We start from the raw sequence: 23,863 nt of genomic DNA, 5'->3' as shown, positions 1-23,863 counted from the left end.
AATGTCGATCGGTCTCGCGCGTCGGCCGGTTCCGTCAATCCACCGGAGTCCACTCCCGGACGAGCAGGCGAGTTACTCGCCGGTCCGAAACGACAGGTCCAGCGACGGCGCCGAGTGCGTAAGCGAGCCCATCGAGATCACGTCGACGCCCGTCGCGGCGTAGTCGGGGACCTCCGCGACCGTGATCCCGCCGCTGGCCTCCGTGAGGACGCCATCGGCGTCGGCGAGCGCGTCGACCGCTGCCTCGGTCTCCGTGGGCGTCATGTTGTCGAGTAAGACGACGTCGGCGCCCGACGCCGCGGCGAGTGGCGCGTCGTCGACCGCCTCGACTTCGACTTCGATCTTGGTCGCGAACGAGACGCGCTCGCGGAACTGCGAAACCGCGTCCTCGAGACCCATCTCGGCGACGTGGTTGTCTTTGACCATCACCATGTGCGAGAGGTCGAGACGATGGGTGTCGCCGCCGCCGGCGACGACGGCGCGTTTCTCGAGGCCGCGCAGACCCGGCGTCGTCTTTCGGGTAGCGGCGATCCGGACCTCCTCGGACTCAGTTCGGGCGGCCTCGACGGCCGTGTGGGTTCGCGTCGCGACACCGGAAGCGTGGCCGGCGAGGTTGACGGCGACGCGTTCGCCCCGCAGCACCTCGCGTGCAGGTCCGTCGACTCGAAGCAGTGCGTCGCCGGCGTCGACGGCTGTTCCGTCTGCGAGTCGATCGACGACCGAGACGCCGAGATAGTCGAAGACGGCCTGTGCGGCGTCGAGACCGGCGGCGACGCCCGATTCCTTGGCGACGAGTCGGCCCTGTGTTTCGCCCGGAACGTGGTTGGTGACGTCGTGGTGGCCGACGTCCTCGCGAAGCCAGCGTTCGACGTCTGCGTCGGTGATCATGGTCAGTCGTCCACCGGTTCGGGTTCGGCCTGCGGTTCGGTCGACCGGCCGTCGGCTCCGACGAGGTGGTGACAGCCCTTCGATTCGGTGTTCTCGCTCGCGGCGCGTGCGATCAGCAACGCGACGACGCTGGCGTTCCGGAGTTCGTAGAGGTCTCGCGCCGTCCGCGTACGGATGTAGGCGTCGACTTCGCCCTTGAGACGCCGGAGGACGGCACTCGCACGGGCGATCTCGTCGGGATCGCGCTCAAGACCCAGGTATTCGTCCATCGTCCGCCGCAGTCGGACGAACTTCTCCGCGGCGAAGCGTTCGGGCAGGTCGGGGTCGCGGTTCAGGAGGTCGGGGGCCTCAACGACCTCGGGTTCGGCCCGCTCCGCGGTTTCACCACTCCGCTTCGAGGTGCGTCGCACCTCGCTCGCAGCGTCCTCGCCCGCGCGCAGTCCCCAGACGAGTCCCTCGAGCAGGCTGGTGCTCGCCAGCCGGTTCGCACCGTGGACGCCGGTGCGGGCACACTCGCCGACGGCGTACAGTCGGTCGAGCGTCGTCCGCCCGCGGTCGTCGACGTCGATGCCGCCACAGAGGAAGTGCTCGCAGGGGGCGACGGGAATCTCGTCGCCGTCGACGCCGCGCTCGCGACACTTCTCGGCGAGGTTGGGGAACTCGGCCTCGAACTCAAGGGGGCTGACGTCCAACACGACCTCGCCGGTTGCCTCGCGCTCGTCCGCGACGGCGCGGGCGACGACGTCGCGGGGCGCGAGTTCGGCGTCGGGGTGGTAGTCGGGCATGAACCGCTCGCCCTCCGCATTACGGAGGACGGCACCCTCACCTCGAAGGGCCTCGGAGAGCAGGAACGGATCGTCTCCAGCGTATGCGGTCGGGTGGAACTGCACGTACTCGAGGTCCTCAGTTTCTGCACCTGCAAGGGCGGCCATGGCGATGCCGTCGCCGGTGGCGTCGTCGGGGTTGGTCGAGCGCGAGTAGAGTGCGCCGATGCCGCCGGTCGCGAGGATCGTCGTGCCCGCGTAGATGGGATGGCCGTCCGATTCTTCGTCACTAACGACGCCGTGGACACGACCTTCGTGGGTGATCAACTCGAGGGCGGCCGTATCCTGGCGCACCTCGATGTGCTCGTGGTCGTCGACGTGGTTCAGGAACGGTCGCAGGATGTGGGTGCCCGTAGAAGCGTCGACGTGGAGGATGCGCTCTTCGGAGTGGGCGGCTTCTCGCGTATAATCGAATTCGTCGGTCCCAGTTTCGTCGAACTCGATCTCGAGCGTCTCGAGGAGGACGTCTTCGACGGCTGCGTCGGCGTGTTCGACGAGTACGTCGACCGCGTCGGGATCGGCAGTGTCGTCGCTGGCTGCGATGATGTCCTCTTTGAGCGACTCGGGGTCCCCGCGGGTGGTCGAGATGCCGCCCTGGGCCCAGTCGGTGCTTGCGCCGTCGGGTTTCGTCGCTTTCGTCAGCAGCAAGACGTCTACGCCCTCACGGGCCGCCGCGAGCGCGGCTGCACAGCCGGCGATGCCGCTGCCGACGACGAGGACGTCCGCGGTTTCGTGGGTTGTGGTTTCAGTCATCGTTCGATTGTATTAGATCTCGAGCATGCGATCGAGGGCGACTTCGGCGAGCTCCTTCTCTTCGGGGGCGACCTCGATGACGTTGCGTTCGCGGCCCTCCATGAGTTCCTCTAAGACCCATGTCAGGTAGTTTGGGTCGATCTGGCGCATAGCGTTGCAGTCCATGCAGGCGTCGCCACAGAGCGGGAGCACGTCGACTTCGGGGTGCCAGCGCTGGAGGTGGTTCGTGAGATGGATCTCGGTACCGATCGCCCACTTCTCGCCGGGATCGGCGGTTTCGACGGTCTCGCAGATCGTCGCGGTGGAGCCGACGACGTCGGCGGCCTCGACGACCTCGCGGCGGCATTCGGGGTGGACGACCACCTTTGCACCGGGGTGGTCCTCCCGAATCTGGTCGATGTGCTCGACGCGGAAGCGCTCGTGGACCTGACAGTAGCCGTCCCAGAGGATGATGTCGCTCTCGGCGACCTCGTCGGCGTCCTTGCCCTCGGGGTCCCAGGGATCCCACTTCGCGATGGCGTCTTCCATGCCGAGTCGATAGGCGGTGTTCTCTCCGAGGTGTTTGTCGGGGAGGAAGAGGACTTTGTCGCCCTTCTCGAAGGCGTACTCGAAGGCCCTGTGGGCGTTCGAGGAGGTACAGACGAGCCCGCCCTGGCTCGCACAGAACGCCTTCAGGTCGGCGTAGGAGTTCATGTAGGTGATCGGGATGATCTCTTCGTCGGGCGCGGCCCCGGTAATCTCGGCCCACGCGGCGTCGACCTGCAGCGCTTCAGCCATCCCCGCCATTGGACAGGAGGCCTCCATGCTGGGGAGGATCACCGTCTGGTCGTCGTCGGTGATGATGTCCGCGCTCTCGGCCATGAACGTCACGCCGCCGAAGATCACGTACTCGGCGTCCGCCTCGGCTGCTTCCTTCGAGAGCTGGTAGGAATCCCCGACGAAATCGGCGTGCTCGACGATCTCCCGGCGCTGGTAGTTGTGGCCGAGAATGACGACGTCGTCGCCTAACTCGGAGAGCGCCGCCTCGATGCGCTCGGTTCGCTCGGATTCCTCGAGATCGCGGTATCTCGGCGGTAACTGCTCGAGATTGTCGTATTTGAACAGGCTGAGGTCGGTTTCTAGCTCTGCAGTTTCCATCTTGGCCATATCACGTCACCTGTGAGTGATCACAGATCATTGTGCCGTGTTGAATAACTTTTTCCTTCGAATACCAGCATCGAGTGGTTTCCAGAGAATTATTCCAGGGATGAATTGTATATTCCTGTCGGTCATCGACCTAGAGTGGTTTCTATTAGTGATAGTCGCCACGTCGTGGATTGATTCCTTTTCGGTCCGGGTCGTAGACGAGGTATGAACCTCGAGAACGCGTTTACGGATTTCACGCGCCGGGACTGGGAACGCGAGTCCGTCGACGGAACGGTTCGTCTCGCGATCGTCGGCGTCGGCGGCTTCGCTCGCCAGCGTGCCCTCCCCGGGATCGCCGACGGAGAGTACTGCGAAACGACCGTGCTGGTCACCGGTTCACCCGAACGGACGACGACCGCCGCCGAGGAGTTCGACGTTTCACACGTCCTCGACTACGAGGCCTTCCTCGAGGGAGACCACGCCGACGCCTACGACGCGGTGTACGTGGCGACGCCGAACGCGTTCCACGGCCAGTACGCCGTCGCGGCGGCCGAGCACGGAAAACACGTCATCTGTGAGAAACCGCTCGAGACGACCCTCGAGCGCGCAAGAGCCGTGGTAGACGCCTGCGAAGACGCCGGCGTGACACTCATGACAGCCTACCGGCTCCAGACCGAACCGTCGGTTCGCCGAACGCGGGAACTCGTTCACAGCGGCGTCGTCGGCGAGGTCGTACAGGTACACGGGAGTTTCTCGAACCCGCTGCTCGAGTACGCGGATGCGGATACCTGGCGACTGGACGCCGATCTCGCAGGCGGTGGCGCGATGGTCGACCTCGGCGTCTACCCGCTGAACACGACCCGCTTTATTCTCGGCTGCGGTTCGGAAGGAGTGTACGCCACCACCCACTCGAGTGACGGCGCGTTTGCGGACGTCGACGAGCACGTCGCGTTCCAACTCGAGTTTCCGACCGGCGCGACGGCCTCGTGTACGGCGTCGCTCGACGCCCACGCGGCCAGTCGGCTCCAACTCGTGGGAACCGATGGCAGAATTTCGATCGCCTCACCGTTCGGCGGTGTCGTCCCACACGAGATGGTCGTCGAGAGCGGCGATATGCGCATGGAGTACACGGGACCGCCGGTCGACGAAGTCCGCGAGGAGTTCGACTACTTCGGCTACTGCGTCCTCACCGGGACGGAGCCCGAACCCGACGGGATCGACGGGCTGACGGACCTGCGCGTGATCGAAGCGACCTACGAGTCCGCGCGGACGAGCCGACAGATCGACCTGGCGTGAACGAGCGTCGGCCTCGAGCGGCGAGTGTGCCGTCGAAGCGTCCGCGCGCCGCTGTTCCGAACGTCACGATTCGCGGCAACACGAGTCCTCGGCGGACGTCGACCGAATCCGGAGAGACGAGCGTGAGTTCGGCGACGATACTCGAGCCGGATTCTCCCACGGTCACTCGTGGCGAAGCGCCTCGATCGGATCCACCCGAGCGGCCCGCCAGGCCGGGTACAGCCCGGAGACGACGCCGACGCTCACCCCGACGACGATCGCGATGGCGATCCACTCGAGCGGGTACGCCATCGGCCACTCGAGCAGCGTGACGCCGGCGTACCCGGCAGCGAGTCCGAGCGCGACCCCGACCAGCGCGCCGATCACCCCCAGGATAACCGACTCGACGAGAAACAGTTGCATGACGTCGCGTCGCCTCGCACCGACGGCCTTCATGATACCGATCTCGCGGGTGCGCTCGGTGACGCTCACGATCATGATGTTCGCGATCCCGATTGAGCCGACGACGAGTGCGATTCCGGCGACCGCACCGATAAACAGCGTCAGCTGGTCGACGATGTCGGAGAACTGCTCGATCGCGTCCTCGACGGTCTGAACTTCGATCTCGTCGCCGTCCTGTTTGAGTTCGGCAGCGTGCGACTCGTCCTCGACGTACTCGGTGACGTCCTCCTGGACCGGATCGACCGCATCGAGGTCCTCCGCGCCGACCTGGAGGAACGGGTACGCCCGCTCTTCGTCGCCGTCCGGCGTCTCGATCGTCGTCGTGTAGTACGGCTCCGCGGGCACGTAGACGGTTGGCGGCGTCTGGTCGCCGAGTTCGGACTCGACGACGCCAGCGACGGTGACCGTTTCCGTCTCGCCGTCCTCGAACGTAAGCGTCAGCTCGTCGCCCGCCGAGAGATTTCCTTCAAACGCCTGGCTCGCCTGTTCGTTGACGACCGCTTCGTCCGGCCCGTCGAACGTCTCGCCGTCGACGAACGTAGAGAACTCGAAGGCGTCCGCCGTCGTCGCCTGAACGTCGATTACACCCGTCACCTGTTCGTCGTCGGTTCCGGCCTGGACGACGTCGAGTCCGCCTTCGGGGGCGACGAACTCGACGCCATCGAGCTCCTCGAGTTCCGCGATATCGCTTTCGGTGTAGATCGGCGAATCGACCGTCATGATCCCGAAGCCGTCCTCCGGAACGGTCTGGGTCTGGATCATCATCACCGGCTCCTGATCCGCCTCGATGTCGCCGATAATGCTCGCGGTAAACCCCGACCCCAACACCATGAACGTGATGACGGCGGCGACGCCGATGATCACGCCGAGCGTGGTCAGCGTCGACCGGAGCTTGTGCGAGCCGATCGACCGCCAGCTGATCCGAACGCTCTCGAGAAGGTTCATACGTCGCCGGTCACCCCCTCGAGCGCGCCCGTCACCCGATCACCCACTGCGACGTCGCGACGCTCGCCGAGGTGTTCGACGTCCTCGATTCGTCCGTCGAGTAAGTGGACGACGTGATCGGCGTACTCGGCGACCTCGCGCTCGTGGGTGACGAGTAGGATCGTCGTCCCCTCGTCGTTCAGTTCGGCGAAGAGATCCATGATCTCGGCTTCCGTCTCCGAGTCGAGGTTTCCCGTCGGCTCGTCGGCCAGCACGAGCGACGGCTCGTTCGCGAGCGCGCGAGCGATCGCCACCCGCTGGCGCTGGCCGCCCGACAGTTCGGTCGGTTTGTGCTCGAGTCTGTCGCCGAGGCCGACGCGCTCGAGCAGCGCTCGCGCCCGCTCGCGGCGGGCAACGTCGACCGCATCGTGAAAGACCATCGGCAGCGTGACGTTCTCCGCGGCGGTCAGCCGAGCCATCAGGTCGAACGTCTGGAAGACGAAGCCGATCTCCGTCCCCCGGAGGTGGGCCCGGTCGTCGTCCGACAGCTCCCCCACCGACTGGCCGGCGATCGCGACTCGCCCGTCGTCCGGCGTATCCAGACAGCCCACCAGATTCATCAGCGTCGACTTCCCGGAGCCACTCGGACCCATGACCGCAGTGAACGAGCCCTCAGCCAGTGACAACGAGACGCCGTCGATCGCGTGGACCGGCTCCGCGAGGTGGTAGGTTCGACGCACGTCCTCGGCGACGACCGCCGCCGCGGCCGAATCCGATTCGTATCCCATCTCTGGGGCCCGGTACAACGAACCCACAGATAATGTTTGAGAGGTTACAAAACTCGTGTATATCAACGGAGACGACAGCTACTCGTCACGTTCGTCGAAGACGACGTCACCGTCGACGGCCGTCGTCACCACCTCGATCTCGTCGATCCGACCCGGTCGGTCCCACGGCGACTCCTCGAGCACGACGAAATCCCCCCGGTTGCCGACCGCGAGCGTCCCGAGCCGATCCTCGTCGAATCCGGCGTACGCTCCCCCGCGGGTGTACGCCCGCAACGCCTCCGTCACGGAGAGACGCTGGGCTTCGGTCGGCGCGTTCACCGCGTGGTGGACGCCGAACAGGGGATCGAGCGGCATACAATCCGAGCCGAACGCGAGCGGAACGCCGGCCTCGAGCACCCGTCGGAGCCGGTTCGTCCGCCGTCGCCGTTGCTTCCCGATTCGACGGTCGTAGAGGCCGCCGTCGTCGGCCCACCGGTGAAAGTTCGGCTGCATCGAGGCGACGATTCCCGCCTCGGCCATCCGATCGAGGTGGTCGTCAGTCGCGAGTTCGAGGTGTTCGATCCGGTGGCGGGCGCCAGCGGGGTCGTCGGTTCGCTCGAGCGCCGACAGCGTCTCCTCGACGGCTTCGTCGCCGATGGCGTGGATCGACAGCTGATAGCCGGCACCGTCGGCGTGCTCGACGAGTGCGGCGAGATCGGTAGGGTCGACCATCCACTGGCCGGTCGCGTGCTCGCGTTCGGTGTCGCCCTCGCTATCCTCGGCACCATCGCGGCCGTCGTCGGATCCGTCACCGTCCGTTTCCGCGTCGAGGTCCGCATACGGCACCCGAAGTTTGGCGGTCCGACTCCCGATGCTCCCGTCGGAGAAGCTCTTGATCGCGCCGGTCTCCACGAGGGCGTCGCCATCGTTGGTCCCGAGGCCGACGTCGACGAGCGACTCGAGGTGGTCGCTCCAGTAGTCGATACGCACGCGCAGGGGAAGCGTCCCGTCGGCGGCCATCTCGCGGTAGACCCGCGGCGCCGTCGATCCACGGATCTTGTCGTGGACACACGTGACGCCGCGTTCGACCGCGTGAGCCGTCGCCGCCTCGAGCACCTCACACATCGCCGCGCGGTCGGTAGTGATCTCTCGCCGAACCGCTGCGGCCGCATCCTCGACGGCGACCCCCGTCGGCTGACCAGCCTCGCGCTCGAGGTCGTCGTCGGGCATCTCCTCGGCCAGATACTCGAGGGCGACCGAGTTCAGCGAGGCGGTGTGGAGGTCGACGCGCAGCGCGGCGACGGGACGGTCCTCGCTGACGGCGTCGAGTTGCTCGCGGGTGAGCCGACCCGCCGCGGGATCGTCCCACTCGCTCTCGTCGTAGCCGAAGCCGAGGATCCACTCGCGGTCGTCGTTGCTGTCACCCTCGTCGCTGTCCCCGCCGTCGGTTCGCTCGGCCTCCGCGGCGAGCAACTCGAGACAGTCGTCGGCGCTGTCGGCACTCGAGAGATCCGCGTGAACCAGGTGCTGGCCGAGTTGCTCGAGGTGGGTGTGGGCGTCGACGAAGCTGGGGATGACGACCCGACCACCGCAGTCGATCACGTCGGTCTCGACTCCCTCGAGGAACTCGATCTCGTAGGTGTGCCCGAGGCGGACGATCTCGCCGTCGCGGACGGCCATAGCCTCGCAAACGTCGTCGGGGTTCGCCAGGGAGTGTATCTCCGCGTTCGTCACCAGCAGATCCGCGGCCGCAGTCATGACAGAACGCGCGACGGCGAGGCGGAAAACGGTTTTGGAGACGCGACACCAGTAGACGATAGTAATCGGTGAAACGATTTACGCACCGCTCGCACTCGACCGGCCAGCACCGGTCGTGCTGGCCGCTGATTCGCGAGTGGGAGTGCAATGACTTTCAACGATCACTATAGACAGCGTCGAGCGCTCCGATACACGAACTTGCGGGCGGGACGACAGTGAGAATCAGCAACGCTTAGGACGGGCCACCGTCTCGAGTGAGCCATGACCGATCCGGAGTCCCTCGCCGACCGGGTACGCGACGGCGAGTTGCGAATCCACGAACTCGAGGAGTACGCCGACCACGACGTCGCGGCCGCGGCCCGCCGGCTGCTCGTCGAGCGCGAGACGGGTGCCGATCTCGAGACGGTCGGCGAGTACAGCTTCCCCGCAGAGCGAGCCGAGCCGAACATCGAGAACATGATCGGGGCGGCCCAGGTGCCGATGGGCGTTGCCGGCCCGGTTCCCGTCCACGGCGGCGCGGCCGACGGCGAGCACTACCTCCCGCTGGCGACCACGGAGGGGGCACTGCTCGCCTCGGTCAATCGCGGCCTCTCGGTGATCCGCTCGGCGGGCGGTGCAGACGCCCGGGTGACGAAACACGGGATGACCCGCGCCCCCGTGTTTCGGGTCGACGGCGTCGCCGAGGCCGCCGAAACCGTCGAGTGGGTCGAGGACAACCTCGGGGCGCTTCGCGAGGCCGCCGAGTCGACCACGAGCCACGGCGAGTTGCTGGGCGTCGAACCGTACGTCGTCGGCGACTCGGTCTACCTGCGATTCGCCTACGACACGAAAGACGCGATGGGGATGAACATGGCCACCATCGCGACGGGCGAGGCCTGCGAGGTCGTCGAAGCCGAAACCCCGGCGTCGCTCGTGGCGCTCTCCGGGAACCTCTGTTCGGACAAGAAACCCGCCGCGATCAACGCCGTCGAGGGACGGGGACGCTCCGTGACCGCCGATGTCGTCATTCCCGGCGATATCGTCGAGGAACGCCTCCACACGACCGCCGCCGCCATCGCCGAAGCGAACACCCGCAAGAATCTGATCGGGAGCGCCAAGGCGGGCAGTCTGGGCTTCAACGCCCACGCCGCGAACGTCGTCGCCGCGGCCTTCCTCGCGACCGGCCAGGACGAAGCGCAAGTCGTCGAGGGCGCGAACGCGATCACGACGATGGACACTCGAGCGCCCGCAGACGGCGACGAGAACGCGCCCGCTGACCTCTACGCCAGCGTCTCGCTGGCCTCCCTCGAGGTCGGAACCGTCGGCGGCGGGACGAAGCTGCCGACCCAGTCCGAAGCGCTCGAGATCCTCGGCGTGCGAGGCGGGGGCGAACCGGCCGGCTCGAACGCCGACGCACTCGCCGAGATCATCGCGGTGGGGGCACTCGCCGGCGAACTCTCCTTGCTCGCCGCGCTAGCCTCGAGACACCTCGCGAGCGCACACGAAGACCTCGGCCGGTAGACTGCACGCGCCGCCGTGACCTCGTGGTCTCGAACCAGCGGAAACTCCTCCTCTGCAACTGGGAAACGGACCAGCTTTGCAACCGGGGAACAGTTCGGCTTCGAAGTTGAGACGCGGCCCAAACGCGAGGAACACGTCGATCACGTAACGCTATTGGTCGTCGGTTACACACGTCTCCTCGAGAACAGAATGGGACTCGAACCGAGTACGCGACCGTGGCTGTTTGCCCGCATGATCGGCTCGTTCGCGATTATGTCGATCGTCGCGCTCACGATCGGGTTGCTCGCGGCGGCCGTGATCGGCACCGCCATCTACCTCGCGATTACCGTCGCGTTCGCGGTGGTGAGAGGCTACGTGCTCTCGTTCGGCGGCGGCGTTCCGGGAGGCGAACTCTGGGGGCTGTGGGTATCGAACGCCGGACCGATCGCGATGGTGATCGGCATCGTCTCACTCCCCCTGTTCTACCGCGACCCCATCAGAGCGGAGATCCGGCGATTCAACGCGGAGATCGGGACCACCGGAACGCTGGCGACGGAACGCCACCCGGAGATCGCGACGATGGCGCGACGCCTGTCCCAGCAGGCGGATATCTCCGAGCCGGAGGTTCGGATCGTCAACCGCCGCCGTCCGGAATCGTACGCACTCGGCGGCCGGTCGAACGGAACGATCGTCATCACCCGTGGCGTCGTCCGGGCGCTCGAGGACGAAGAGATCGAAGCCGTCCTGGCCCACGAGGTGAGCCACCTCGCGAACGGCGATGGTCGGCTCGTCACCCTGCTTCTGGTTCCGATGCTCGTCGCCGAACACCTCGGTTCCCGCGAGCGACCGGCGTTTCAGTTCTTTCACGGGCTGGGCGTTTTCGCCTACGTCGCCCACGTTGTCGTCTGGACCGTACTGACGGCCGTGACGACGGCACAACTGCTTTTGTGCCAACTCGGCGTCGGATTCCTCTCTCGCGGGCGCGAGTTCGCGGCGGACAGGGCCGCGGCTGAACTGACCGGCTCGCCCGGTGCACTCGCAAGCGCACTCGAGACGCTCCACGACGCCAGGGGCCGGCCCGACGAGGATCTACGCGATTTCAGGCGATCCGCGGGTGCACTCGACATCCTCCCACCCGACGAGAAACGGCGTGCCAGCGATCTCTTTCGAACACATCCGACGACCGAACGGCGTATCGCCGCGCTCAGGTCGATGGCCGGGAGCGAGACATACTGATACGGATTGCTGTCCCGATGTCCCGGCACACCCGCCGTCCGGGTCGCGGCTGTGTCGGAAATAACTGACAGGAATCCGTATGCCAGGACAAGAAAGACAACGAGGCACTCGGGTGTCCCGTCCGCGACGAACCGACGGATCGCGCTACCCAGTAGCGTCGCCGACCGTTCGGCGGGCCCGCAACGTCTTGATCGCCACGTACGCACCGCCGCCTGCGAGCAGGACGATGCCCAAGAGTACCTGTGGACCGCTCGAGGCGACCACGACGAACACGAGGCCGACGCCGGCGGCGGCGTGGGCGAGCGCGAAGTCTCGCCGACCGTAGGCGCCGTGAAGGATCGCGACGGCGAGAAACGTCGCCGCAAACGAGAGCACCGCAAGCATCCGGGCGTCGACGCCCAGGATCGTCTCGCGGACGAACGTACCGTAGCCGTAGAGGACCAGCGCGAGCACCGTCCCGACGCCGATCGCGAGCTCCTGAACGTCGACCTCCTCCGTCATCGACTCGAGATTCGGCCGCTCGGCTCAAAGTCCTGCCGTTCCCGTCTCGACGGCCGACAGATCCGACCGACGAGCGGACGCCGGCGGTTACCCGCGAAACGTCGCCCCTACAGCGTCCGGTATCGCCCCCCACTCTCGCTGACTGCGCCCCGACGAAGGAGTTTCTCGAGGGCGTTCCGGACGTACGAGGCGGAGACGCCGCGTTCGTCGGCGTAGGCGACGATCTCGTCCTCGGTCGGTCTCTCGAGATCCTCGAGCGCCCGTTCGACGATTTCCGTCTTGCTCCCGGTTCGTGACGGGCCTCGCGGGTCGCGGTCGCCGGCCGCTTCGACCTCCTCGACGTCGAGTCCGGACGCCTCGAGGTACTCCGTCTCGTCGACCACGCCGTCAGCGACGTCTCCCTCGAGGTCGGAAAACGAGTCGAGATTCGCGAACGCCTCGCCCTCGCCCTGGCGGTTGGCGAGCATCGAGGCACGAACGTCTCGAGCGTGATTCGCGTCGTCCGTCTCGACGAACTTCTTTCGTTTCTCGTAGGGCCGGCGCGACCCACAGCGAGGACACTGGGTCGTCTCCGACCGTCCCTCGATGATCCAGAGATTCGAACACTCGCTACAGCCGACGACGGCGTACATGTCTCCGAGTGGGTCGTGACGGTAGTTCAATCTTCGGCGACCGGACTGGACGTCACGGATTGCGAGCGCAGGAGCAGATCTAACTGATCGGATTGGACAGCCGTCGACGCAGATCGGAACCGACAGATTCCACTCGATATCGCCCATTACCACCCAGTATCGTCCAATACAGACCGATTCGAGGTAGATTAATCGTTGAAGAAGAACGTTTTTATAACGAGTGTATTAACTGCGGACAAAGATGTCCGGCGTCGTTCCACCGACGGGAACGCTAGTGATCTACGCGTTCGTCACTGCGTTCCTGCTGGTGTTCGTCGGTATTCCGCTTCTCGTCTGTCTATACTACGTTCGCGTCGGGAACGAGTTACGGATCGTCAGCCGACGGACTCGAGTCGGGCCCGGGGCGGGGTTCGCCGCGTGCATCCTCGTGGTGGCCGTCTTCGCTCCCCTTCGCGTTCTCGGACCGTTTCCCGACTCGGTGTGGTTTTGGCTCGCAGCCGCGTCGTTCGTCGCCGGCGTCGGGTTACTGACGATCGCCGCGTCGAACGCGGACTGGTACCGGGCGCTCGGGATCGAGTCGGATCGAGCGGGGTTCGTCCACGACGGGCCGGTTCGAGTCACGGGAGACGTTCGGCCCGTCGACGACGCGCTCGTCGGGCCGTTCTCGGACGAACCCTGTCTGGCGTACGCAGTAAGCGTCCAGGAACGACGGTGGATACCCAACTCGCGAGGCTCCAACACCACGATGGTTCCCATGGCAGTCGACGCGGACGCGACGCAGTTCTACGTGGACGACGGCAGCGGGGAACTCCTGGTCGACCCCGAAGCCGCCGACGTTCTCCCAGCGGATCCCGCGGACGTCTTCGCGCGGGACGTGACGATCGAAGTCGAGGACGACGAGTGCCCGCCCGACCACGTCGTGGAACGGTTCGACGACCTCGAGATTGGCCCGACCTCGCGGGAACGGTCGTACCGCGAAGCCCACATCCAACCAGGTGACGAAGTCACCGTCGTCGGACACTGCGAGTCGGTCGGTCACGGCTACGCGTCGAACCGCGTCGTCGCCGATGCGGGCGAGTCACCGACGTTCGTAGTAGCCACGGGAAGCCTCGAGGACGTCCGATCGTCGGTCGACATGCTCGTCCGGTGGAACGCGATTGCCGGCAGCGGCCTGGCCGGTGTCGGCCTGTTCGCGATGGTCTGGTTGGTGCCGTAAGCGGCGACTCTCGGACGGAGCGGTATCGCGAAAGGTTTAGAGGAAGGTGGTCGTACGCCGTCTATGGAACGCGTTTCCCTCTCCGACCTCGAGAGCACGGAAGCCACAGACGGCGTCCACCTGGCGTTGATGGCCGGCGGCGAGTCGATGAACGTCCAACACTTCGAGATCGAACCCGGTGCAGTCGTCGACGAGCACAGCCATCCCCACGAACAGACAGGGTTCATCTACGAGGGTGAGCGGGTGTTTCTCACCGACGGCGACGAGATCGTCTGTGCGGCGGGGGACTCCTACGTGATCCCGGGGGGACAAGCCCACGCGGTCGAGAACCGCGGCGACGAAGCCGTCCGCGGCGTCGACATCTTCAGCCCGCCCCGGGAGAGCCCGAGCTGGCAGGAGTAATACCTCGACTCGAGCAACGCGTCCCGAGGACGATCAGACGCGGTCGATGCTCGGCAAACGAGAGCGGGTGTCCCAACGCTGTCGGGGCCGTGGGAGACGAGCGTCATCGTGAGATCGTCAACCGAAAAATGCGCCGCCCATTCGCCCGGGAGAGAGGTCTTCGCCCTCGTCGTCGTCGTCCGCTTGATCCTCGAGTTCCTCGAGATAGGTGGCCAACTCGTTGGCGTAGATCGCGACCACCGTCCGCGTTTCCTCGTCCTGGATCGCAAACGCCTGGACGATGTAATCGGGGACGTCGAGCGATCCGTCGAGCGTTTCCGCGTACGTCGCAATCGCTCGGAGTTCGTCTTTCGAATGATCGTCGAATCGATCCACGATAAAGTTTGGAACGTCGTCGTAGGGAGTCGGCGGTGTAGGCATGGCTGTCCGCTCGAACGCAACATAGAAAAAGATCACTCATGGTTGTTAGTATCGTCGTCAATATTTGGCGGTATCTGTGAGACCGACAGCGACTGGTGGGTCCATACACGACAACGCTGACCGCTCACAACCGAGCTCACGAAACGCGGACCTCCCGAGATGCAATCCAGTCTCGCGATTACTTTTGCATTTCGACGTGCGGGATCCCTGCTTCCTCGAACTCCGGGCCGCATCGTTCGTATCCGAGACGCCGGTAGAACTCGGCTGCCCGCGTCTGTGAGTGTAAGATGAACGATGACAGGCCGCGCGACTCGGCCTCGTTCTCGAGTGTCTCCATCAGCGCTCGGCCGATCCCTTCCCCCCGGCGCGACTGGACGACCGCGACTCGTTCGACTTTGCCACAGTCGCCCGCGAGCGTCCGGAGTCTGGCCGCCCCGATCGGTTCCCCGTCGTCGTAGGCAACGAAGTGAGTCGCCTCGGCATCGTGTTCGTCGTACTCGAGGTCCTCGTCGACGCCCTGTTCCTCGACGAACACGCGGTGGCGAACCGCGAAGGCGTCCGCCCGTTCGCGATCGTTCTCGGCGAGACGTATCTCGACCATCGAGCGGCCGTAAGCAGTCCGGCGGCGAGAACGTTACGACCGAACCGGAGAGGGTGGAAGGGAGGCCGTGTGTGAATTCCGCGCTCTCGAGTGGCACACGGTAACGAACAATTTTATATGAGTGAGGAGAGTATTTCTAGCAAATGTTTTCTGGAGGGAAGAAAAGACACGCGACGGGAGACGAACGGGCGGTCTCCCCGGTCATCGCCGTCGTGTTGATGATCGCCATTACCGTGGCGGTCGTGACGGTTACCGCGACCGTCCTGATGGGGCTAACCGAGACGCCGGAACCGGCACCGGATACCGGCCTTGAGGTCAAAGAGTCAGCCGACGGTGACGGCTACGAACTGTCCAACTACGCGGGTGACGAACTCGATCCCGACCAGGTCCGACTGGTTGGCAACGAAACCGAGGAGGGCTGGAGCGAGGACGCGTTGCGATCGGGCGAACGCGTGGAACTCGAGCCGACGAACCCGGACGGCGAGATTCGCGTCGTCTGGGAGTCGGAAGACGGCGAAACCCAACACCTGCTGGCGACGTTGACCGTCGACGAGGGGAGCGGCGGTGGTGGTGGCAACGGTGGGAGTCCACCACCCAGTGGACCACCGGAGAATCCACCGGTCACCGGTAACTGTTCGACGTTCCTCAACGATACCGAGATGATCGACGGCAAGGAAGTGATCGTCGTCGACGAGGTTATCGAGTGCGACATCAATGAGAACCATTACGTCCACATCATCGACGATGGCGGCGTTATCGGCAACATCGGAAATAACGACACGGTAAATGGGTTGATGATAGACGACGGGTTCGTCGATGGAACCGTCAACACCTACGGAGACATTAACGTCACGGACGGATACATTACCGAGGCGGCGACTGGTCAACGCGAAGCCCACCTCGAGGACGCAGACCTGTACGACGATCTCGACGTCGATAACGAGGTCGAATCGATCAACAGTGACGTCGAGGGAGAAATCACTGCTGGGTATCGAGTCGCAATCGAAAGCGGAGACGTCGAGGGCGGCATTAGTTCGGAGTACGACGTCGTCGTCCTCACCGATGCGACCGTCGAAGACGACATCACCACGAACGACTGGGTCGAAATTATCGATAGTGATGTGGTTGGGAGTGTCAACGCCTCCGGCGGTGATGCGACGCTTCGCAACGCAAACGTCACCGGGGATCTCGACGCCCAATCCGGTGTCGACATAGCCGACAGTGAGGTCGGCGGAGACGTCAATCCGGACACTGGCGATGCGACGCTTCACAATGCGACTGTCGGCGGCAGTCTCGATGCCGAAAACGGAGTCGAAGCCACCGAGAGTCAGATTAGTGGTGACGTCAGCACGCTGGACGGCAGGAGTGCTGGACCAGCGACCCTCGAGGACGTCGTCGTCGACGGCTACGTCGAGGCAGAGGAGATTACGATCAGGGACAGCCAGGTCGGAGACGTACACGCAATACAAAACCTCGATACGAGGATCGAGGGGACGACCGTCTACGGAACAGTCTCGGTGAATCAGGACGTCGACATTCACGACGGGACGGTCGTCAAAGAAGACGTCGAGATCGCCGAAGGTTACGGGGAACTCGACCTTGACGATGGGACCGTCGACGGCGATGCGTACGTCGAACCGGACAACATCCGCTGCAACGGCGACTCCGAAATCAACGGGACTGACTGCGAGGATTACGATCCGCCTGCCGAATAATTGGGGCTGATCCGAGACGATCGACAAGAACGATCGAGTTCGACACCACCTCTGTTGACGTTCGACCATCGATACGGGCTGTCGCTGACTAGTATCAGTGTCACGACCGACTCCGTTATCCTATAGACACCGGTACAACGGCGGAATTGACACTCGAGATGGCAGGTTCTGGGTGGAGGGGTGCACAACGAGACGGCGAAAGAACAGGAAATCTCAGCGTTTGCGTGGTCTGCCACGCAAGCGGGCGGACGCGAGTTACGACAGTTTCTCGATGTTCTCGACGACCGCTTCCGCGTACTCGCTGGTCGCGAGCTTCTCGGCGTCCTCGAGCTGGCGCTCCAGGTCGTAGGTCACTTTTCCGGAGGAAATCGTCTCTTCGACGGCGTCGCGGACGAGGTCGGCTGCGTCGGACCAGCCGAGGTACTCGAGCATCATGCGACCCGAGAGGATCATCGCGGTCGGGTTGACCTTGTCCTGGCCCTCGTATTTGGGTGCGGAGCCGTGGACGGGTTCGGCGAGCAGGCGGCCGTCGCCGAAGTTGGCGCCGGGTGCGATGCCGAGGCCGCCGATCTGGGCGCCGGCGGCGTCGGACATGTAGTCACCGTTTAAGTTCATCGTCGCGATGACGTCGTAGTTGTCCGTTCGCGTAAGAAGCTGCTGGAGCATGTTGTCCGCGATGCGGTCGTTGACGACGACGGCATCGTCTGGCGCTTCGCCGTCGCGTTCCTCCCAGAGGGTGTCCTCGGTGATGACCTCGTCACCGTACTCCTCGTTGGCGACCTCGTAGCCCCAGTCGCGGAACTGGCCCTCGGTGAACTTCATGATGTTGCCCTTGTGGACGAGGGTAACGGAGTCACGGCCGTGCTCTAAGGCGTAGTCGATGGCACGGCGGACGAGGCGCTTGGTTCCGAACTCCGTGATCGGCTTGATGCCGATGCCGACGGGGCCGTCGTGGATGACGTCGTCTTCGCCCATCTCCTCCTCGACGAACTCCTTGACCTGCTCGACTTCGTCGGTACCGGCTTCCCACTCGATGCCGGCGTAGACGTCTTCCGTGTTCTCACGGAAGGTGACCATGTCCATCTGTTCGGGCTCGGAGACGGGCGAGGGAACGCCCTCTAAGTGGTAGGTCGGTCGAACGTTCGCGTAGAGGTCGAGCAGTTTGCGCAGGCCAACGTTCAGCGAACGGAAGCCAGCGCCGACGGGCGTCGTGAGCGGACCCTTGATCGCGACGCGGTGGTCCTTGATCGCCTCGACGGTCTCGTCGGGGAGGTTCTCGTCGTAGCGCTCGCGGGCGGCTTCGCCGGCGTAGACGCGCATCCAGTTGATCTCGTGGCCGGTCGCTTCCGCGGCGGCATCGAGTACTTTTTGCGCCGCAGGACCGACATCGCTCCCGACGCCGTCACCGTGGATAATCGGGATAATCGGATTGTCAGGAACCTCGAGTTCGTCCTCGGTACCCTCTTTCAGCGTGATCTTCTCTCCCCCTTCAGGGACCTCGATATTCTCGTAACTCATCTCGTGTGTACGGTGCCCCGATGAGGGTAAAAGACCTACCATTTCCGTCTGGGAGGAGCAATCGGTGTCCACGAAACGGCCGGGATCGACCACAGATCGGATGACAATCGGGGAACGCGGTTCGTCACATCCGAAATACACAATCTATAATGATAAACACGTATGGAACAATTGAAGAGCACTCGCACCGAGAGAAAGTCGGTCCGTCGGAGCCGGTCGTACGCTATCGGCTGTCGGGGTAATCGATCTCGAGTGTCTCCCCGTCGTCGGGAACGAACGCGTTCTCGAAAACCGCACGGGCCTGTGTAACGTGGTCACCGACGTCTCCGGCATACCGCGAGGAGAGGTGGATAAGCGCTAACCGCTTTGCGTTCGCCCGATTGGCGATTTCGGCGGCTTGACGCGCCGTCGAGTGTGCCGTCTTCGCAGCGCGGTCGGCACGATTCTCCGCGAACGTCGCGTCGTGAACGAGCAACTCCGGCTCCGCTGCGACCTCGATCGTTGCCGCCGTCGGGCGCGTATCCCCGGTGTAGACGATCGACCGCCCAGGCCGAGGTTCGCCGACAACCTGCTCGGGTTCGACGATCGTTCCGTCCTCGAGTTCGACCGATCGTCCCTCGTGGAGTTGTGAGAACTTCGGTCCGACTGGAACGCCGAGTTCCTCCGCACGCTCGCGGTCGAACCGCCCCTTTCGTTCGTCTTCGACGAGCGCGTAGCCGACCGACCGCGCGTCGTGATCGGTCCCGAACGTCCGAACTTCGTACTCGTCGGCGCGATAGGCGACGTCACCGTCGCCGACCTCATCGATTCGAACCGGAAACGACGGGCGGTTGTCCAAGGCGTAAACGAGAGACTCGAGTTTGCGATGCGTGCCCCGCGGGGTGTGAATTACGAGTTGATCCTCCCGATCGTTGAAGTCCATCGTCTGTAACAACCCGGGGATCCCGAGGACGTGGTCGCCGTGGAGGTGTGTCACGAACAGATGAGAGATCGAAAACCCCGTCCCGAACCGCATCATCTGGCGCTGGGTCCCCTCACCGGCGTCGAACAGCAACTGGTCGCCTTCGCGGGCGACGAACACCGCGCTCGGATTCCGTTCGGTCGTCGGAATCGCCCCGGCCGTACCCAGAAACGTCACGCGCAGAGACATGTGTTGATCCTCCGGGAGCCGGGGCTAAACCCGCTTCGGATCAACGTGAACGGTTCGACGGATCAGTGGCGGCGAAAACGAGTCGTCGCGGAGGCCGGTATCGGGTGATCGAAGAGAACGGCCCGAATCCTGCGAACGGAGGGCGCGTTTTACGTCCCTCCAGTCCCTACCAGAAGACGAGCGACAACACCCCCAGATGAGCACGAGATCGACGTTCGGAACGGTAAAACGCATCGGTGCGATCCTGATCGCTATCGCGATCGTTCTCGCGGCAGGGATCATCGTCGGACAGGCACCTGCGATCTTCGGCATCGACCAGGACCCCGAGGCGTCGATCGTGTTCGACGATCAGCAAGGCGACGGGACGAACGTGACCATCGACGAACTGACTCTCTCCGATGGTGGCTTCGTCGTGATCACCGACGGGAGCACGGATCCGATCGTCGTCTCGGAGTACCTCTCGAGTGGTACACACGAAAACGTCACCGTCGAACTCGAGGAGGACGACGAACCGGAACTGTTCGGCCAGTTGACCGCGACAGTCCACCAGGACACCACCGAGGACGAGACCTACGCCTACGACGAGACGGACGGCGAGGAAGACCGGCCGTATCTCTCGGACGGCTTCCCGGTCAGCGACACCGCCACGGTCACGACGACCGACGACGACGCGCTTACCGACTCGTTCGTGGTCGAATCCCTCGACATCCCCACGGAAGCCACGACGAACGAAACGATCGATATCGTCGCTGAAATCCGCAATCCGACGGAGTTCGATACCCAGCAATCCGTCGACTTCCGCGTCGACGGCGCGGTCCTCGAGCAACAGGCACTCGAACTGGACGGCGGTGAGACCCGCGAAGTAACGTTCGCGATCAACACGACCGGATCGTCACCCGGCGAACAGACCTTCGGCGTCTACACCGACGGCGACGGCGCTGTCGAAACGATTATCCTCGAGTTCCACACCGAGCCCACAGTCGACATCGTGGACGCGGACCACGAAAACGTTACAGTCAGCATCGCCATCCCCACGGACGGCTTCGTCGCCATCGAGGACAACGAGTCCGTACTCGGGACGAGCGACGAACTCGGCCCCGGCGAACACGAAAACGTGACGATCGAACTTGAGGAGTCGGTCGACGAGGACGAGGAACTGATCGCGACACTCTACGAGGGAGATCCCGAAGAGCCCGACGGCGCAGAGCCGATCGAACACGACAACGAGACCGTCGAAACCGCGTTCACGATCGCGGACGTGACGGCAGACGACGAGAACAACGGCGAGAGCGACGATCCCGAAGCCGACGACCAAAGCGACGGAAACGGTTGAGATGGACCGACCGATTCTTACCCGTGGTCTTCCTAGGAGATGCCGATGGACGCGCCGCTGTGGACCGACACCCACGCCCCCAGGCTGGCCGAGTTGCCACAGGACGACGCCCGCGAGTATCTAACGCGGGCCGTCGAGGAGCCGATCAATCTCCTCCTGTACGGTCCCCCCGGGAGCGGAAAGACGGCCGCAGCACGCGCACTCGCTCGAGAAGCCCACACCGATCCGGACAACGATCTAGTCGAGATCAACGTCGCCGACTTCTTCGGCCGAACCAAAACCGAGATCAAGAACGACCCCCGCTTCGCCCAGTTTCTCGTCGGGCGATCGAACCTCTCGAAGCGGGACATGATCAACCGCGTCCTGAAAGAGTCTGCGAGTTACGCCGCCGTCTCCGGCGAGTACAAGACGATCCTGCTAGATAACGCAGAAGACGTCCGCGAGGACTTCCAGCAGGCGCTCCGACGGATCATGGAACAACACCACCGGACCACCCAGTTTATCGTCGCGACACGCCAGCCGACCAAACTGATCCCGCCGATCCGCTCGCGGTGTTTTCCCGTCTCGTTTCGCTCGCCCACGACTGCAGAAACCGTCGACGTCCTCACCCGCATCGTCGACGCGGAAGGCGTCGAGTACGACGAGGACGGCCTCGAGTTCGTCGCCGGCTACGCCAGCGGAAACCTCCGCAAGGCGATCCTCGCGGCCCAGACGACGGTCGAATCCGAAGGTGAACTCTCCATGAGTGCGGCCTACGAGACCATCGGCGAGGTCGGCCTCGACGACGAGATCGAGTCGATACTCGAGGCCGCCGAAGCCGGCGAGTTTACCGACGCCCGCAAGACCCTCGACGACCTGCTCGTCGACGAAGGACTCGACGGCGAGGAGGTCGTCGAGTCGATTCTCGACGTCGCCCGAAAGCGCTATCAGGGCCGGAAACTCGCCCACATCCACCGGCTGGCCGCCGACATCGAGTTCGAAATGCACCAGGGGACGAGCGATCGAATTCACGTCTCGCACCTGCTCGCCGAACTCGGCCGAGACGCGTAGTCGACAGCGGATCACCGCGACGGTGTCGATTCCGTCTCGATTCCATCCGCCGCTTCGATCAGTTCTTTCAACCGCTGGACGAACCGCGCGGCCGGCGCACCGTCGACGACGTCGTGGTCGAACGTCACCGTGAGGCTGAGATACTCCCGAGGGACGATCTCGCCGTCGACGATCCCCGGCTTGCGGTCGATCCCACCGACCGTCAACTGAAGGGAGTAGTTCGTCGGGCTGATTCCCCATCCGCCACCGGTCCCGAACATTCCGACTGACGTCACGGCAACGGTCCCTGCGATGCGTTTCCAGCGTCGCGGAAAGAGCTGGGGGAGTCGCCAGAACTGCCGTCGGAGTGGAGCAGGGAGCCGAAGGCCCAGGGCGGCTACTCCGGACTGTCGACCCTCCCCGAGATCTCGCTGGGCGGTACGAATCTCGTCGTGGATCGACTGAAGCGAGCGGCGGTTTGCCGCCCTGATGACGTGTGGAACGCCGAGACGGTCGCCGTCCACTCGCGTTTCGACGATGGTCATCACGTCAACGGTACCGAACTGGACGATCCGACCTCGCCAATCATGATACGCCTGGATTCGGGGGTGGTCCTCGAGGGCCCGGGCCAGACAGGAGATCAGAAACGAAGTAAGGGATAGTCGTTCTCCCGTCTCCGCCTCTCGGTTTCGGACGCGGCGTCTGAGTTCGGTCACGTCGAACTCGACGAGTCCGTGGACGACGCTCCGTCCGCCAGCCACTCGCATGTAATCGATGGTCCCTCGACGCTGGAGTGGAATCGACTCGACCCTGTTCTTCCGTTCGGGCATAGAAGATCCACGGGACGCTACTGGATAAGACAGATGCCCTCCCGACTGCTATGCGATGTCGTCGCCGTAAACGGTTCAGCTGTGACGATCGTCTTCCTGTGTCCCATCCCGAAGAACGGATACCGCGCCTCCCGACGATTTATGCGTCCGCCTGCTAACGAACGTCCATGGGCGGCATCGAAATACGGAATGGAACACTCGTCGTCGAACGGGAGCCAAACCGGCTCGACGAGCTGGCGATCGAGTTCTCCCACGTGCTCGATCGGTTCGACATCGAGCACGTCTACATCGCAGGCTACGTCTCCATCCTCGCTGGTCGGGCGCGTTCCACCGAAGACGTTGACGTCCTCATCGAACCCATCGGCGAGAAACTCGCCGCAACGCTCGACGAATCGAGGTTCTGGAGACTGACGATGCCGCTCACGTCGATATACGAGATGCTAAACGATGGCGACAACATCTGGGTCGCGCCGGAGGACCAGGTCACGCCTCATCTCGAAGTCAAGTTCACGCGCGACGAGTTCGACCGCGCGTCCCTCGGAAACGCTATCACAGCCCGACTCGGCGGCGAAACCGAATATGAGCGACTCAAACGAGCGTGAACACCTCGACGCGAAAGACGAACACAACCGCGAGCAGCGCATTGAGGGCATCAAGCGCTGGGTCGAATGCATCGAGTCCGAACCCCCCGAGACGTGGGGACCACAGCAGAACGCGGTCGTCAACGACCAGCTCGATGCAGCCCAAGGCATCCAGACGTCGGCTTCCCACCAGCAGCACGTAAAAGACGTAGCGGCGGAGATCCTCGAAGTGAGCGACACGTCCGACGCCGATTCGAAGTAGACGGGTACATCTCAAAAATCAGATATAGCGTCCCGAAACGAGTGGCGTTGCCAAAACGGAGTCGTCCTGGGCTTTAGGTAACGTGTGAAAGCCAAGGGCCGGATTTGAACCACGGTCGTTTCGCTTCGCTCCACTCCCTGATTCAAATCCTCGTTTCGCTTTCACTTCTCGCCTTCGTTCGT

Annotated in this window: 23 protein-coding genes; 10 read left to right on the top strand and 13 right to left on the bottom strand. The window is 64.1% G+C overall.

Features of this window, described 5'->3' with window-relative positions:
- Positions 1-72: 72 nt before the first annotated feature.
- The 3 genes from nadC to nadA are packed head-to-tail and all read right to left on the bottom strand — an operon-like array spanning position 73 to position 3,611.
- Entirely contained in the window at positions 73-888 is an 816-nt protein-coding gene (gene nadC / locus GRS80_RS00860) for a carboxylating nicotinate-nucleotide diphosphorylase (protein WP_160045902.1), read from the bottom strand.
- Between the two features lie 2 nt (positions 889-890).
- Positions 891-2,465, bottom strand: a complete 1,575-nt coding sequence (locus tag GRS80_RS00855; RefSeq protein WP_160045901.1) for an FAD-dependent oxidoreductase — start codon at positions 2,463-2,465, stop codon at positions 891-893.
- Positions 2,466-2,477: 12 nt separating this feature from the next.
- Complete coding sequence (gene nadA / locus GRS80_RS00850) at positions 2,478-3,611, bottom strand: quinolinate synthase NadA (RefSeq protein WP_160045900.1); 1,134 nt, start codon at positions 3,609-3,611, stop codon at positions 2,478-2,480.
- Between the two features lie 204 nt (positions 3,612-3,815).
- Between nadA and gfo6 the strand changes: the two genes are divergently transcribed.
- On the top strand, positions 3,816-4,886 hold the full coding sequence (gfo6, locus tag GRS80_RS00845) for a D-xylose 1-dehydrogenase Gfo6 (RefSeq protein ID WP_160045899.1): 1,071 nt from the start codon (positions 3,816-3,818) through the stop codon (positions 4,884-4,886).
- Between the two features lie 162 nt (positions 4,887-5,048).
- On the opposite strand, the gene GRS80_RS00840 is transcribed toward gfo6, so the two are convergent.
- From GRS80_RS00840 to GRS80_RS00830, 3 genes are all read right to left on the bottom strand, one after another.
- Positions 5,049-6,272 carry an ABC transporter permease gene (locus GRS80_RS00840; RefSeq protein ID WP_160045898.1) on the bottom strand — a complete coding sequence of 408 codons (1,224 nt, stop codon included), beginning with the start codon at positions 6,270-6,272 and terminating at the stop codon, positions 5,049-5,051.
- Entirely contained in the window at positions 6,269-7,039 is a 771-nt protein-coding gene (locus GRS80_RS00835; protein WP_160045897.1) for an ABC transporter ATP-binding protein, read from the bottom strand. Before GRS80_RS00835 ends, GRS80_RS00840 begins: the two co-directional genes overlap by 4 nt.
- A gap of 78 nt (positions 7,040-7,117) precedes the next feature.
- Positions 7,118-8,776 (bottom strand): amidohydrolase, encoded by a 1,659-nt coding sequence (locus GRS80_RS00830; RefSeq protein WP_160045896.1) that lies wholly within the window; start codon positions 8,774-8,776, stop codon positions 7,118-7,120.
- Between the two features lie 261 nt (positions 8,777-9,037).
- Between GRS80_RS00830 and hmgA the strand changes: the two genes are divergently transcribed.
- Both hmgA and GRS80_RS00820 read left to right on the top strand, forming a co-directional pair.
- Positions 9,038-10,276 carry a hydroxymethylglutaryl-CoA reductase (NADPH) gene (gene hmgA, locus GRS80_RS00825; RefSeq protein WP_160045895.1) on the top strand — a complete coding sequence of 413 codons (1,239 nt, stop codon included), beginning with the start codon at positions 9,038-9,040 and terminating at the stop codon, positions 10,274-10,276.
- 189 nt (positions 10,277-10,465) lie between these two features.
- Positions 10,466-11,491: a M48 family metalloprotease gene (locus GRS80_RS00820; protein ID WP_160045894.1), complete on the top strand. Its 1,026-nt coding sequence runs from the start codon at positions 10,466-10,468 to the stop codon at positions 11,489-11,491.
- 144 nt (positions 11,492-11,635) lie between these two features.
- Here GRS80_RS00820 and GRS80_RS00815 read toward each other — a convergent pair whose 3' ends face one another.
- Positions 11,636-11,992, bottom strand: coding sequence for a hypothetical protein (locus tag GRS80_RS00815; RefSeq protein WP_160045893.1), 357 nt, complete (start codon positions 11,990-11,992; stop codon positions 11,636-11,638).
- 107 nt (positions 11,993-12,099) lie between these two features.
- Entirely contained in the window at positions 12,100-12,624 is a 525-nt protein-coding gene (locus GRS80_RS00810; RefSeq protein WP_160045892.1) for a DUF5817 domain-containing protein, read from the bottom strand.
- A gap of 241 nt (positions 12,625-12,865) precedes the next feature.
- On the opposite strand from GRS80_RS00810, the gene GRS80_RS00805 reads away from it, so the two are divergent.
- Together GRS80_RS00805 and GRS80_RS00800 are read left to right on the top strand one after the other, a co-directional pair.
- Positions 12,866-13,840 carry a GIDE domain-containing protein gene (locus GRS80_RS00805; RefSeq protein WP_160045891.1) on the top strand — a complete coding sequence of 325 codons (975 nt, stop codon included), beginning with the start codon at positions 12,866-12,868 and terminating at the stop codon, positions 13,838-13,840.
- A gap of 63 nt (positions 13,841-13,903) precedes the next feature.
- Positions 13,904-14,242, top strand: coding sequence for a cupin domain-containing protein (locus GRS80_RS00800; RefSeq protein WP_160045890.1), 339 nt, complete (start codon positions 13,904-13,906; stop codon positions 14,240-14,242).
- Between the two features lie 117 nt (positions 14,243-14,359).
- On the opposite strand, the gene GRS80_RS00795 is transcribed toward GRS80_RS00800, so the two are convergent.
- Both GRS80_RS00795 and GRS80_RS00790 read right to left on the bottom strand, forming a co-directional pair.
- Positions 14,360-14,662, bottom strand: a complete 303-nt coding sequence (locus GRS80_RS00795; protein WP_160045889.1) for a hypothetical protein — start codon at positions 14,660-14,662, stop codon at positions 14,360-14,362.
- Positions 14,663-14,840: 178 nt separating this feature from the next.
- Positions 14,841-15,263, bottom strand: a complete 423-nt coding sequence (locus GRS80_RS00790; protein ID WP_160045888.1) for a GNAT family N-acetyltransferase — start codon at positions 15,261-15,263, stop codon at positions 14,841-14,843.
- Between the two features lie 143 nt (positions 15,264-15,406).
- On the opposite strand from GRS80_RS00790, the gene GRS80_RS00785 reads away from it, so the two are divergent.
- The gene (locus GRS80_RS00785) at positions 15,407-16,978 is read left to right on the top strand and encodes a type IV pilin (RefSeq protein WP_160045887.1); all 1,572 of its coding nucleotides are present in this window, start codon (positions 15,407-15,409) and stop codon (positions 16,976-16,978) included.
- Between the two features lie 255 nt (positions 16,979-17,233).
- On the opposite strand, the gene icd is transcribed toward GRS80_RS00785, so the two are convergent.
- Both icd and rnz read right to left on the bottom strand, forming a co-directional pair.
- Positions 17,234-18,496 carry an isocitrate dehydrogenase (NADP(+)) gene (gene icd, locus GRS80_RS00780; protein ID WP_160045886.1) on the bottom strand — a complete coding sequence of 421 codons (1,263 nt, stop codon included), beginning with the start codon at positions 18,494-18,496 and terminating at the stop codon, positions 17,234-17,236.
- Positions 18,497-18,719: 223 nt separating this feature from the next.
- A complete protein-coding gene (gene rnz, locus GRS80_RS00775) occupies positions 18,720-19,646 on the bottom strand; it encodes a ribonuclease Z (protein ID WP_160045885.1) in 927 nt (308 codons plus the stop codon).
- Positions 19,647-19,842: 196 nt separating this feature from the next.
- Between rnz and GRS80_RS00770 the strand changes: the two genes are divergently transcribed.
- Together GRS80_RS00770 and GRS80_RS00765 are read left to right on the top strand one after the other, a co-directional pair.
- On the top strand, positions 19,843-20,979 hold the full coding sequence (locus GRS80_RS00770) for a CARDB domain-containing protein (RefSeq protein ID WP_160045884.1): 1,137 nt from the start codon (positions 19,843-19,845) through the stop codon (positions 20,977-20,979).
- Between the two features lie 45 nt (positions 20,980-21,024).
- Complete coding sequence (locus GRS80_RS00765) at positions 21,025-22,029, top strand: AAA family ATPase (RefSeq protein ID WP_160045920.1); 1,005 nt, start codon at positions 21,025-21,027, stop codon at positions 22,027-22,029.
- Between the two features lie 11 nt (positions 22,030-22,040).
- Here GRS80_RS00765 and GRS80_RS00760 read toward each other — a convergent pair whose 3' ends face one another.
- Positions 22,041-22,838 carry a 2-oxo acid dehydrogenase subunit E2 gene (locus tag GRS80_RS00760; protein WP_235019597.1) on the bottom strand — a complete coding sequence of 266 codons (798 nt, stop codon included), beginning with the start codon at positions 22,836-22,838 and terminating at the stop codon, positions 22,041-22,043.
- Positions 22,839-23,005: 167 nt separating this feature from the next.
- Between GRS80_RS00760 and GRS80_RS00755 the strand changes: the two genes are divergently transcribed.
- Both GRS80_RS00755 and GRS80_RS00750 read left to right on the top strand, forming a co-directional pair.
- Positions 23,006-23,440, top strand: a complete 435-nt coding sequence (locus GRS80_RS00755) for a hypothetical protein (protein ID WP_235019596.1) — start codon at positions 23,006-23,008, stop codon at positions 23,438-23,440.
- Positions 23,418-23,681, top strand: coding sequence for a hypothetical protein (locus GRS80_RS00750; protein ID WP_160045883.1), 264 nt, complete (start codon positions 23,418-23,420; stop codon positions 23,679-23,681). The genes GRS80_RS00755 and GRS80_RS00750 overlap by 23 nt, the downstream gene beginning before the upstream one ends.
- Positions 23,682-23,863: the final 182 nt, after the last annotated feature.

This window comes from Natrialba sp. INN-245, from assembly GCF_009807105.1.
In the GTDB taxonomy this organism is placed as follows: Archaea; Halobacteriota; Halobacteria; order Halobacteriales; family Natrialbaceae; genus Natrarchaeobius; species Natrarchaeobius swarupiae.
This window is presented reverse-complemented; position numbering and strand designations above follow the sequence as displayed.